This window comes from Vibrio sp. D420a, from assembly GCF_030248625.1.
GTDB lineage: Bacteria > Pseudomonadota > Gammaproteobacteria > Enterobacterales > Vibrionaceae > Vibrio > Vibrio fortis_A.
In genome coordinates this window covers 54,817-66,536 of sequence record NZ_JAHGAN010000004.1, presented here as the reverse complement: position 1 = coordinate 66,536, position 11,720 = coordinate 54,817, and the positions used below count along the sequence as shown (strand labels likewise).

Genomic DNA, 11,720 nt, shown 5'->3' with positions numbered 1-11,720 from the left:
ACAGAGAGAGATTATTCCCACTCGATTGTTGCTGGTGGCTTACCAGAGATGTCGTAAACAACACGTGAAATGCCGTCAACTTCGTTGATAATACGGTTAGAAACCTTACCTAGGAAGTCGTATGGTAGGTGTGCCCAGTGAGCAGTCATGAAGTCGATTGTTTCTACAGCACGTAGAGACACAACCCAATCGTACTTACGGCCATCGCCCATTACACCAACAGAGCGTACTGGTAGGAATACCGTGAACGCTTGAGATACTTTGTGGTAAAGGTCTGCAGCGTGAAGCTCTTCAATGAAGATAGCATCTGCGCGACGTAGCAAGTCACAGTACTCTTTCTTGATTTCGCCAAGAACACGAACACCTAGACCTGGACCTGGGAATGGGTGGCGGTAAAGCATGTTGTATGGAAGGCCAAGCTCTAGACCGATCTTACGAACTTCATCTTTAAACAGCTCACGTAGAGGCTCAACAAGGCCCATTTCCATATCGTCTGGAAGACCACCAACGTTGTGGTGAGATTTAATTACGTGTGCTTTACCAGTCTTAGATGCTGCAGACTCAATTACGTCTGGGTAGATAGTACCCTGAGCTAGCCACTTAGCATTCTTCAGTTTCTTAGACTCTTCGTCGAAGATATCTACGAATACGTGACCGATGATCTTACGCTTAGCTTCAGGATCGTTCTCACCTTTAAGCGCTTCTAGGAAACGGTCTTCAGCGTTAACGTGGATGATGTTTAGACCAAACTTGTTGCCGAACATATCCATAACTTGCTCAGCTTCGTTCAGACGAAGTAGGCCGTTATCTACGAATACACACGTTAGTTTGTCACCGATAGCGCGGTGAGCAAGCATCGCAACTACTGATGAATCAACACCACCAGATAGGCCAAGGATAACTTCGTCGTCACCTACTTGTTCTTTAATGCGTGCAACTGCATCTTCAATGATTGAAGCAGAAGTCCAAAGGCCTTCACAACCACATACATTAAGAACGAAGTTTTCTAGCATTTTCATGCCGTTCTTAGTGTGTGTTACTTCTGGGTGGAATTGAACGCCGTAGTATTTCTTCTCTTCGTTCGCCATTGCTGCGTAAGGACAAGTGTCTGTTTCACCTGTTTTAACGAAGTCCGCTGGGATTTCTACTACTTTGTCACCGTGGCTCATCCATACATCTTGCGATGCTTCTAGATCAGCAAACAGTGCAGATTCACCTGTTACTTGTACTGCTGCGTAGCCGAACTCACGCTCAGTAGACGTTGCTACTTTACCGCCAAGTTGCTCAGCCATAGTTTGCATGCCGTAGCAGATACCGAATACAGGAACACCTGAATCAAATACATATTGAGGTGCACGTGGAGAGTTCTCTTCCGTTACACTTTCAGGGCCACCAGAAAGGATGATGCCATCTGGGTTGAATTCACGAATATCCGCTTCTTCTACGTCCCAGCTCCAAAGTTCACAGTAAACACCGATTTCACGAATACGACGAGCAACTAGCTGCGTGTATTGAGAGCCGAAATCTAGAATTAGAATACGTTGGTCATGAATATTTTTAGTCATTGTAAGCAGTCTTATTGGCTATGTGATGAAACGGAGGCGAGTTTACTCACCTCTCATTAACTCTTCAAGAAATAAAGCAAACGTTTTCGTCAATTTTCTCTTACTCAATGTTTAATCACTATATAGATAGAGAAAAAACAGAGCTAGATAAAACAGTGTGCCTCTAATGGGCACACTATAAAACGTTTAAAGGAGGCGATTAACCTAGACGGTAGTTAGGCGCTTCTTTAGTAATTTGAACGTCGTGTACGTGAGACTCTTTCATGCCTGCACCAGAGATACGAACAAACTCTGCTTTAGTACGCATATCTTCTACTGTTGCTGAACCTGTTAGGCCCATGCTCGAGCGAAGACCACCCATTTGTTGGTGAACGATCTCTTTTAGGCGACCTTTGTATGCGATACGACCTTCGATACCTTCTGGTACCAGTTTGTCTGCTGCGTTGTCAGACTGGAAGTAGCGGTCAGAAGAACCTTGAGACATTGCGCCAAGAGAACCCATACCACGGTAAGACTTGTAAGAACGACCGTTGTAAAGGATAACCTCGCCCGGTGCTTCTTCAGTACCAGCGAACATAGAACCAACCATCACACAAGATGCGCCAGCTACGATTGCTTTACAAATGTCACCAGAGAAACGGATACCGCCATCAGCGATAACTGGGATGCCGTATTCGTTAGCAACTTCTGCAGCGTCTGCGATTGCTGTTACTTGAGGAACACCAACACCAGTAACGATACGAGTTGTACAGATAGAACCAGGGCCGATACCTACTTTAACTGCGCTTACGCCAGCTTCGATAAGTGCACGAGCACCTGCACCCGTTGCAACGTTACCACCAATGATCTCTAGATCTGGGTAAGCTGCGCGAGTTTCGCGGATACGGTTTAGGACACCTTCAGAGTGACCGTGAGAAGAGTCGATAAGTAGAACGTCTACACCAGCTTCAACAAGAGCAGCAACGCGCTCTTCGTTACCAGCGCCAGCGCCAACAGCGGCACCAACACGTAGACTGCCGCGCTCATCTTTACATGCGTTTGGCTTACGTTCTGCTTTATGGAAATCTTTTGCTGTGATCATACCGGTTAGTTGGAACTCATCGTTCACTACCAGTACTTTCTCAACGCGTGCTTCGTGCATTTTCTCTTGCACTTCTTCACGTGTTGCACCTTCTTTAACTGAAGCTAGACGCGACTTAGGCGTCATCACTACGTCTACTTTCTTAGACAAGTCTGTTACGAAGCGAACGTCACGACCAGTAATGATACCAACCAGTTCGTTTGTTTCAGTAACAACTGGGAAACCAGCAAAGCCGTGCTTCTCAGTTAGAGCGACAACGTCAGCGATTGTTGCATCAGGACTTACTGTTACAGGGTGAGAAACCACACCTGCTTCGTAGATTTTAACCTGACGAACCATCTCAGCTTGTTGCTCGATAGACATGTTCTTGTGGATAAAGCCAATGCCACCTTCTTGCGCGAGTGCGATAGCCAGACGAGCTTCCGTCACGGTATCCATCGACGCAGAAATCATAGGGATGTTCAGTGAAATGTTTTTAGTCAACTGAGTGCGAAGATCAGCTGTGTTTGGGAGAACAGTGGAGTGTGCTGGCACAAGTAGTACGTCATCGAATGTCAGCGCTTCTTTGGCAATTCTTAGCATTTGCAATATCTCACAATTGAGGGGTAGAAAGAAAAATCCCGCTTCATCGTTTCGCATAATGAAGCTCTTAGGATTAGATATTGCGGAGGGATTATACGCACGGGGAAATCGCTTGGCTACACATTTTTGTATTTTTTATTTGCATTTACCCCCTTGATATGTATTATATTGCCGCTATCTTCCATACTCACGCCCTGTGAGATACGACATAAGACCGTCCTACAAAGATAGCGCCTCTATGACCAATCCAAACATCTTTACTGTTTCTCGCCTCAATGCAGAGGTTCGACTTCTTCTTGAAAATGAAATGGGTATTGTCTGGCTCGTCGGAGAGATCTCCAATTTCTCAGCGCCTGTCTCTGGTCACTGGTACCTCACCCTTAAAGACTCTCGTGCTCAGGTGAAATGTGCCATGTTCCGCGGCAACAACCGCCGAGTGACATTTAAGCCTCAAAACGGTAATCAAGTATTAGTCAAAGCCCGCCTCTCTCTTTATGAGCCGCGTGGTGACTATCAACTGATCATTGAAAGCATGCAGCCAGAGGGCGATGGTCGACTTCAGCAAGAGTTTGAAAAACTCAAAATGAACCTTGCTGCAGAAGGTCTATTTGCTCAATCAAATAAGCAACCTCTGCCAGAACACCCTAAGCGTGTTGGTGTCATCACATCAAAAACGGGTGCCGCTCTCTACGATATCTTGGACGTACTAAAGCGTCGTGATCCATCTTTGCCTGTTGTGGTTTACCCAACCATGGTTCAAGGCGAAGAAGCAGCGATTCAGATTGCTCAAGCAATTGGACGCGCCAATGAGCGTAATGAGTGTGACGTGTTAATTGTGGGCCGTGGCGGCGGTTCACTGGAAGACCTATGGTGCTTTAACAACGAGATCGTTGCGCGCACCATTGCCGCAAGCCAGATTCCAATCATCAGTGCCGTCGGCCACGAGGTGGATGTGACAATTGCTGACTTTGTTGCTGATATGCGCGCCCCTACTCCATCAGCGGCGGCTGAATTAGTGAGCCGTGATAACAGTCATAAAGAACAAGCTTTTTCTGCGAAGCGTGCACGCTTAGTCAGCGCGATTCGTCACCTATTAATGAAACAAGCACAATCGACACATGCGCTTAAGTTCCGCTTAGAGAAACAGCATCCAAGCTACCAGTTACAAAAACAGAGTCAGCAACTGGATGATCTAGACATGCGTCTGCGTCGTGGTATGGCTCAATACCTAAAGCAGCATGCACAGCGTGTCGAGCGTAAGCAGCATCAACTTCAATTGAACTCGCCTGTTAAGCGTTTGGGCGAACAAAAACTGCATCTGCAACGTTCAGAGCAAAAGCTATTGGATGCGATGGATAAGACACTGCTAACCACTCGCCACCAGCTCGCAATGGCCGCAGAGAAGCTAGAAACAGTAAGCCCACTCGCGACGCTTAAGCGTGGCTACAGCATCACTCATTCAGCCTCTAAACAGACGGTCTCTTCAATTGAAGATGTGAATGTTGGTGAAGTAATCAAAACGCAAGTTGAAGATGGCGTGATTGAATCTCAAGTCACCCAAAAGATTGCAAAAGCATAAGCGCCTAAGCAGCGTTAAACTAGAAAGCCCTATCAGATTTGATAGGGCTTTTGCTTATGGGGGAATTATCAGAAGCTGCGAATGACTAGCTTGCCTTCTCTGGCTCTTTAAGAGTAAGCATACCTTCAGTCACGATAAAGTCGATGATGGTATCTAGGCCTTTGCTCTCTTTAAGGTTGGTAAACACAAACGGCTTGGTTGGACGCATACGTTGTGTATCTTGTTCCATCACTTCTAGCGACGCGCCAACATATGGCGCTAAATCAATCTTGTTAATCACCAGCAGATCCGAGCGAGTAATACCCGGGCCACCTTTACGTGGGATCTTTTCCCCTTCCGCTACATCAATTACATAGATAGTCAGGTCAGCAAGCTCTGGGCTGAACGTCGCACTCAGGTTATCACCGCCACTTTCAACAAACACCACATCTAGGTTTTTGTGCAGCTTAGCCAGCTCTTCAACGGCTGCGAGGTTCATCGACGCATCTTCACGAATCGCAGTGTGTGGGCAGCCGCCCGTCTCAACACCGATGATGCGATCCGGCTCTAGTGCTTCGGCGCGAGTTAGGATCTTTGCATCTTCCTGTGTATAAATATCGTTAGTAACGACCGCGATATTCAGCTTGTCACGAATCGCCTTACACAGCACCTCAAGCAGTGCCGTTTTACCAGAGCCTACCGGGCCGCCAATACCAATTCGAAGCGGTTGCTTATAACTTTCCATAGTCTTATTCCTTATATTCTTTTTCACTACATCGTTGCACTATGAACGAAATAGTCTTGTGTATTGTGTTTCATGCAGTGAACTGGCAATCGAGAGCGACGGCGTAAAACTGCCAATCATCCACTCTTCAATTTTTCGCGCCTGATTGATCACTTCAGGAAATCGCTGTGTGACATTCAGTAGTGCTAGCTGACCATCGGTTTGACCAAGTGGCACTAGCTTCACGCCTGCAGTGACCAAATTCTCTAACCAGCTCCACAGGTAGCCTTGCTTCAAATCCTCTAAACTGATTTTCCAATGCTTTGCTGCTATGCAGAATCCCAACAGTTGATTGGGGTGCGATTGGATTGAAGCCATGACAGAGACATCAATCTCCAATCGCTTAAGCAAAGTAAACAGAGCCAACCCACGCTGTTTTTCCTCCGCACGCAGTTCGCTGGTTTCCCGGCTTGCGTACAAAAAATCACACCAGTACTCAATCTGATCGAGCTCACCTTGTTCTAATGCCAGATAGAGTCGATCAATAATTGGTAGTTCTAGGGTGGCGACACTAGAGTTCGCCATGCAATTCAGCCACTGCTCCATCGTATCGCGATTGGTCACCCACCCCGCTTCCACGGCATATTCCAGCCCCTGGGAATAGGTGAAGCCGCCGATTGGCAATGAAGGGCTAATTAATTGAAATAGGCGATAGCTCGCGACATTCGCTGTTGCTTGCATGCTTATCTCCCTAGGGGCAATTTAGGCCGCCATTAAAAATAGCGCGCTTAGCGAAGCCACACCCAGTGATGCCCATTTTGAATACAGCGCCTTACCGGCAACATAGCCAACGCCCATCAGCCCTAAAGCACTTACGCCCATGCCTGCCGCGAACTGTGCAAGACCAGACGCAGCTTCAACTCCGTGAGCGTAGCCATGGAAGAACAGGAACCCGATTGAAACCGCCAGTACGCTGTTGACCTTAGTCGTTGAAGGTGAAAACACATGCCATAGACATAGGCTTACGACAAACAGAGAAGCGATGATCGCAGGCTCAACCACGACAGAGAAGCCCATTGCTTGACCGACTAATAGTCCCGCCATCAGAGAAACAAGACCGCCACCGACTAGAGCGGATTTAATCTTGTTAGAATAAGAGAGCGCACCAATCAACATGCCAAATGCCACCAACATAATTAGATGGTCGACGCCGGTAACAGGGTGCGTTAAACCAGAGACAAGTGAGTGAGAGCCGTGATCATGCCCAGGGTGAGCGAAAGCCAATGTTGGTGTTGTTAGCGAAGCGATTGTTAGTGTCGTTAAGCCAGTAGCGTGTTTAAAGTTCATCGCGTAATCCTTGCGTTATTGTTATTAATATCGTTGTTTTATCTATCAATAGATGAGTCGCAAATGACTCGATTAGTGATGGTGGTGATGACCGCCAGAGCGCCCACCATAAGCCCCACCTTCTGGTTCAAAAGGTTGTTTTTCAGTGGTTACTGTTGCGCCCAAGCCCTCGACCATTTCATCCAGTACATGGTCGTGCTGATAGCGAACCCAGCCTGCCTCTACTTGTAGGGGAACATGTCGATTACCTAAGTGATAAGCCACGCGCGTCAGCAGGTGCGCATCATCGCAATACACCGTAGAAACAGTTTCTGGTGCCGCTTTGACTTCAACCGTTAAGCCACACTCACTGGTGAGCAGTTCGCCTCCACGTAGGATGTGTCCGCGCGGAAGAAACAAACCAGCATCACGGCCATCATCGAGCGTCACTTTAAGACGACTCTTAATACGACTATCGATCGGTAGGCTCAAAAAACCATCGGGCGCCGTGCTCTGCTCTGCTTGAATTTGAGTTAGTTCAATCATGTTATTACTCACCTCCATATGAGATTCATAGCCTTGTGTAAGGCGTAGAATTAAAATCCGAGCTCTTAAAACAAGAGTGTTCAAATCAAGAGCTCTCTAAAATAATTTTTCGTAGAACCGTTCTTCTCTGAAACAGCTGCTCTCAAAACAACTTTTCTTTAAAACAACTTTTCTTTAAAACAAAAAATAACGCTGTGCCATCGGCAGCTCTTTGGCCGGCTCACACTCAAGCAACTGACCATCGGCTCGTACTTGATAGGTTTGTGAATCCACCTCAATCTTCGGCATCCAATTGTTGAGCTTCATGTCTGCTTTGCTGATGTTGCGACAGTTGCTGACTACTCCAATTAGGCTTTTCAGCCCAAGCTGCTTATCAATGTTTTGCGCCTTGGCTTCTTTAGAAACAAATAGCATTGAGGTGTTTTGACTTGCCTTGCCCGAGCTACCAAACATAGAACGGTAGTGCACAGGCTGTGGCGTTGGGATAGAGGCATTAGGGTCGCCCATCGGTGCCATCGCGATCATGCCACCTTTTAGAATCACGCTTGGTTTGACACCAAAGAAAGCTGGTTTCCACAACACAAGGTCGGCCAACTTTCCTTCTTCAATTGAGCCAATTTCATGCGCCATGCCGTGAGTGATAGCAGGGTTGATGGTGTATTTTGCAATGTAGCGACGCAGACGGAAGTTATCGCTGTAGTCTGAATCCTCCTCCAGGCTGCCACGCTGCACTTTCATCTTGTGCGCGGTTTGCCAAGTGCGAGTGACCACCTCACCTACGCGCCCCATTGCTTGCGAATCCGATGCGATCATCGAGAAAGCACCAAGGTCATGAAGAATATCTTCGGCAGCGATGGTTTCACGACGAATACGAGACTCAGCAAACGCGACATCTTCAGCAATCGACGGAGAAAGGTGGTGACACACCATCAGCATATCTAAATGCTCATCAACGGTATTGACGGTGTAAGGCCTTGTTGGGTTGGTTGATGACGGCAATACATTCGGTTCGCCAGCAGCGCGAATGATGTCGGGCGCATGGCCGCCACCTGCTCCTTCGGTGTGATAGGTATGAATCACGCGATCACCAATTGCACCGAGTGTCGATTCCACAAAGCCTGATTCGTTTAAGGTGTCAGTATGAATTGCAACCTGTACATCCATTTCATCGGCAACACTTAAACACGTATCAATCGATGCAGGTGTTGTCCCCCAGTCTTCATGCAGCTTTAAGCCAACTGCACCCGCAGCCACTTGCTCGCGTAGTGCTTCTGGTTGGCTGGCGTTACCCTTGCCGAGTAAACCAAAGTTCATTGGGTACTCGTCTAAAGCTTCCAACATACGATGCATGTTCCACGGCCCCGGCGTACAGGTCGTAGCATTGGTACCGGTATTAGGGCCAGTACCACCGCCGATCATAGTGGTGACACCAGACGCCAACGCCTCTTCAATCTGTTGTGGGCAGATAAAATGAATGTGTGAATCAATGCCACCAGCCGTCAGGATTGCGCCCTCACCGGCTAAGATTTCGGTCCCCGGGCCAATCACAATATCAACCCCCGGTTGTACATCAGGGTTACCGGCTTTACCAAGCGCCTGAATACGTCCATCTTTAATCGCGACATCGGCTTTTACGATGCCCCAATAATCGAGTACAACGGCATTGGTGATCACAAGGTCTGGCGTTTCTGCGCTCACTCGCTGGCTCTGTCCCATGCCATCACGAATCACTTTACCGCCACCAAACTTCACTTCGTCACCGTAAACGGTGTAATCCTTTTCTACTTCTAGCCATAAATCGGTATCTGCAAGACGCACGCGGTCGCCGATTGTTGGCCCAAACATCTCGGCATACGCCTGTCGGGATATTGTCGCCATTATCAATCCTTTGTTATTTTGTCTCTTTGACGGTTATATGCTTCGGATAGTGTTGACCGTTAAAGCTTACCCATCACTTTTCCTTGAAAGCCGTACACTTCCCTTGCACCTGCATAACTCACTAGCTCAACAGTACGCGACTGGCCCGGCTCAAAACGGGTTGCAGTACCAGCTGGGATGTTCAGGCGATAGCCCTTAGTTAATTCTCGTTCGAAAATCAGCGAAGGGTTCGCTTCATAGAAGTGATAATGAGAGCCAATTTGAACCGGACGGTCACCGATATTGTTGACCTTAACTGAGACAGTATCTCGTCCTTCATTCAAGGTGATAGTGCCGGGTGCGGTCTCTATCTTTCCGGGTACAAACCCGCTGTAATTTGAATTGGAACTGGCCATTGAACTCTCCTTACACAATCGGTTCGTGAACAGTCACCAACTTGGTGCCATCAGGAAAGGTGGCCTCGACTTGCACGTCGGGGATCATAGAGGGAATGCCTTCCATCACATCATCGACGGTGAGAAGAGTACGTCCAAAATCCATTAACTCGGAGACGGTTTTTCCTTCTCTCGCGCCTTCGAGAATGGCACTGCTGATCAGTGCGATGGACTCTGGATAGTTAAGTTTTAAGCCTTTGTCTTTTCTCTGCTGCGCGAGCATACCTGCGCAGAAGATGAGGAGTTTGTCTTTTTCTCTTGGTGTTAATTCCATTTACTTGCCCACTGTTCGTCTAGGTACTTAGCCCGTTTTCCTTCTGAACTAAGTTAATTTTTCACACAGCAAGCGAAAAAAAGTACCGAGGGCTGGAAGTCTACCCTCGGTACAAAAATGGGCAGGTCGCTAAGTCGCCCAAATCCTTGGTAAATCAGGGGTGGAGCCACAAAGGTGTGAGCGCGTTGCTTGCCATATCTGTCCAAAGGCTTGGAGTATGTCTTCACTCCAATGACCTAAAGCTCGGATCACAATCAACCCTTCAATTTGTGTCGCGCCCATAATTAATGAGGACTTACTCGATGAACCAAAATGAACAGGTTGCAGTGAAGCTTGCTGTGTAATAGATAAGAGCAAGCTCTGTACCAACTCTAAATCTTGTGGCTCATCCGCGGTAATATAGAAGGTTCCCATCATCGGATAGTTTAATAACCCCATATTTATCATTAACTTATCGCCGCCGTGAAAGTTAAAACCTTCGGTGAGCAATTTCTTGTTATCTAAGTAGATTTCGGTTTTCCCAACCAGGTGTCCTTGCTCAAATCCCTCATTTTGTGCAGGCCGACCAAAACAGTGCATCTCCCACCCCCAAAACTGTGCACCTTTTTCGAGGTAGATTTCAGTGTCTAAGCGAACGTGCGCATCTGGAAAAAAGATGTTCTCTTGTGGCATCCACTCAAGGCGCGCATCTTTAGCGACGTGCAGCATCTGTTTCTGCTTTGCATACTTAGCGTTAGAACGATAGAACTTGGTAGCACCCGGTGTTGTGATCAGAGTGTGCGCTCCACTTTCTACTGAGATATCAATATTTAAGGTATCCCCTCCCACAACACCACCCGGTGGATGCAGCAGGTAGCTGTGACAGGTTTTGCCATCGGGATATAGAGGTCTTTGCACAGCAAGAGGCCCCAACTGATAGCGGTGCTTGAGTACGGTTTTGTCACCACGGTCTGCAAAGGTAAGATTCAAATTGGCTTGCCAGCCATCTCTCACATCCTCTTCAATTGCCATCCCAAGTGGCTGCGCGTCTTCCAAGATCGCGTTAAGTACATCGCTCATACCGTGAGATACTCCTTTATCAATTTTTCATCGAGGCCTTCCATTTCGCCCTCTGCTACTTGTCGGCCTCGGTCAAGAATGCAAAAGCGGTCACCCACTTTGCGAGCAAACGGCAACTTCTGCTCAACCAGCAATACCGTTAGCCCCATCTTTTCATTAAGCATGCGGATAATGTCGCCAATTTCCTGAACAATATTCGGCTGAATACCCTCGGTCGGCTCATCCAGAATCAGCAACTTTGGATTGACTACCAAAGCTCTGCCGATCGCGAGTTGCTGCTGTTGACCACCAGACAGATCTCCACCACGACGATGCAGCATCTCTTTCAACACCGGAAACAGGTCAAAGATAAACTCCGGGATCTTGCGATCGCCTTTGTCACGGATAGGCAGTCCAACCTCTAGGTTCTCTTGAACTGTGAGCATAGGGAAGATTTGACGCCCCTGCGGTACATAACCAATTCCCTGTCTTGGACGCTCTTCTGCATCGGTTTTCAACAGAGATTGTCCAGAAAGCGAGATGTCGCCACTTTCAACTTTGACCAACCCCATAATGCACTGCAACAAGGTGGTTTTACCGACGCCATTACGCCCCATAAGTACAGTGCACTTGCCTTCTGGAATATGCATATCGAGATCCCACAAGGTATGGCTTTCACCGTAATACTGGTTAACGGATTTCACTTGTAACATC

The 11,720-nt window shown here is 47.6% G+C and carries 12 protein-coding genes; 1 reads left to right on the top strand and 11 read right to left on the bottom strand.

What is annotated here, in order from left to right:
- Positions 1-11: 11 nt before the first annotated feature.
- Positions 12-1,565 (bottom strand): glutamine-hydrolyzing GMP synthase, encoded by a 1,554-nt coding sequence (guaA, locus tag KI743_RS05320; protein ID WP_032551338.1) that lies wholly within the window; start codon positions 1,563-1,565, stop codon positions 12-14.
- Between the two features lie 199 nt (positions 1,566-1,764).
- A complete protein-coding gene (gene guaB / locus KI743_RS05315) occupies positions 1,765-3,228 on the bottom strand; it encodes an IMP dehydrogenase (protein ID WP_150871141.1) in 1,464 nt (487 codons plus the stop codon).
- Between the two features lie 238 nt (positions 3,229-3,466).
- Here guaB and xseA point away from each other — a divergent pair, with 238 nt between their 5' ends.
- Positions 3,467-4,807, top strand: a complete 1,341-nt coding sequence (xseA, locus tag KI743_RS05310) for an exodeoxyribonuclease VII large subunit (RefSeq protein WP_285465467.1) — start codon at positions 3,467-3,469, stop codon at positions 4,805-4,807.
- Positions 4,808-4,892: 85 nt separating this feature from the next.
- On the opposite strand, the gene ureG is transcribed toward xseA, so the two are convergent.
- The 9 genes from ureG to urtE all read right to left on the bottom strand — a co-directional run bounded on the left by ureG (position 4,893) and on the right by urtE (position 11,719).
- Complete coding sequence (ureG, locus tag KI743_RS05305) at positions 4,893-5,531, bottom strand: urease accessory protein UreG (RefSeq protein ID WP_239940670.1); 639 nt, start codon at positions 5,529-5,531, stop codon at positions 4,893-4,895.
- A gap of 39 nt (positions 5,532-5,570) precedes the next feature.
- On the bottom strand, positions 5,571-6,251 hold the full coding sequence (locus KI743_RS05300; protein ID WP_285465466.1) for an urease accessory protein UreF: 681 nt from the start codon (positions 6,249-6,251) through the stop codon (positions 5,571-5,573).
- A 21-nt stretch (positions 6,252-6,272) separates the two neighbouring features.
- Complete coding sequence (locus KI743_RS05295) at positions 6,273-6,857, bottom strand: HupE/UreJ family protein (protein ID WP_255231360.1); 585 nt, start codon at positions 6,855-6,857, stop codon at positions 6,273-6,275.
- Positions 6,858-6,929: 72 nt separating this feature from the next.
- The gene (gene ureE / locus KI743_RS05290) at positions 6,930-7,382 is read right to left on the bottom strand and encodes an urease accessory protein UreE (RefSeq protein ID WP_285465465.1); all 453 of its coding nucleotides are present in this window, start codon (positions 7,380-7,382) and stop codon (positions 6,930-6,932) included.
- A 174-nt stretch (positions 7,383-7,556) separates the two neighbouring features.
- Positions 7,557-9,260 carry an urease subunit alpha gene (gene ureC, locus KI743_RS05285; RefSeq protein WP_285465464.1) on the bottom strand — a complete coding sequence of 568 codons (1,704 nt, stop codon included), beginning with the start codon at positions 9,258-9,260 and terminating at the stop codon, positions 7,557-7,559.
- Positions 9,261-9,319: 59 nt separating this feature from the next.
- Positions 9,320-9,655: an urease subunit beta gene (locus KI743_RS05280; protein ID WP_150871128.1), complete on the bottom strand. Its 336-nt coding sequence runs from the start codon at positions 9,653-9,655 to the stop codon at positions 9,320-9,322.
- Positions 9,656-9,665: 10 nt separating this feature from the next.
- A complete protein-coding gene (gene ureA / locus KI743_RS05275; protein WP_032551330.1) occupies positions 9,666-9,968 on the bottom strand; it encodes an urease subunit gamma in 303 nt (100 codons plus the stop codon).
- Positions 9,969-10,097: 129 nt separating this feature from the next.
- Entirely contained in the window at positions 10,098-11,027 is a 930-nt protein-coding gene (locus KI743_RS05270; RefSeq protein WP_150895761.1) for an urease accessory protein UreD, read from the bottom strand.
- Positions 11,024-11,719, bottom strand: coding sequence for an urea ABC transporter ATP-binding subunit UrtE (gene urtE, locus KI743_RS05265; protein WP_150871123.1), 696 nt, complete (start codon positions 11,717-11,719; stop codon positions 11,024-11,026). The genes KI743_RS05270 and urtE overlap by 4 nt, the downstream gene beginning before the upstream one ends.
- Between the last annotated feature and the right edge of the window lies 1 nt (position 11,720).

What these genes read in the sequence shown, in the direction of transcription:
- guaA (WP_032551338.1), bottom strand. Translation starts at nt 1,565, where the DNA reads ATGACTAAAAATATTCATGACCAACGTATTCTAATTCTAGATTTCGGC.
- guaB (WP_150871141.1), bottom strand. Translation starts at nt 3,228, where the DNA reads ATGCTAAGAATTGCCAAAGAAGCGCTGACATTCGATGACGTACTACTT.
- xseA (WP_285465467.1), top strand. Translation starts at nt 3,467, where the DNA reads ATGACCAATCCAAACATCTTTACTGTTTCTCGCCTCAATGCAGAGGTT.
- ureG (WP_239940670.1), bottom strand. Translation starts at nt 5,531, where the DNA reads ATGGAAAGTTATAAGCAACCGCTTCGAATTGGTATTGGCGGCCCGGTA.
- KI743_RS05300 (WP_285465466.1), bottom strand. Translation starts at nt 6,251, where the DNA reads ATGCAAGCAACAGCGAATGTCGCGAGCTATCGCCTATTTCAATTAATT.
- KI743_RS05295 (WP_255231360.1), bottom strand. Translation starts at nt 6,857, where the DNA reads ATGAACTTTAAACACGCTACTGGCTTAACGACACTAACAATCGCTTCG.
- ureE (WP_285465465.1), bottom strand. Translation starts at nt 7,382, where the DNA reads ATGATTGAACTAACTCAAATTCAAGCAGAGCAGAGCACGGCGCCCGAT.
- ureC (WP_285465464.1), bottom strand. Translation starts at nt 9,260, where the DNA reads ATGGCGACAATATCCCGACAGGCGTATGCCGAGATGTTTGGGCCAACA.
- KI743_RS05280 (WP_150871128.1), bottom strand. Translation starts at nt 9,655, where the DNA reads ATGGCCAGTTCCAATTCAAATTACAGCGGGTTTGTACCCGGAAAGATA.
- ureA (WP_032551330.1), bottom strand. Translation starts at nt 9,968, where the DNA reads ATGGAATTAACACCAAGAGAAAAAGACAAACTCCTCATCTTCTGCGCA.
- KI743_RS05270 (WP_150895761.1), bottom strand. Translation starts at nt 11,027, where the DNA reads ATGAGCGATGTACTTAACGCGATCTTGGAAGACGCGCAGCCACTTGGG.
- urtE (WP_150871123.1), bottom strand. Translation starts at nt 11,719, where the DNA reads ATGTTACAAGTGAAATCCGTTAACCAGTATTACGGTGAAAGCCATACC.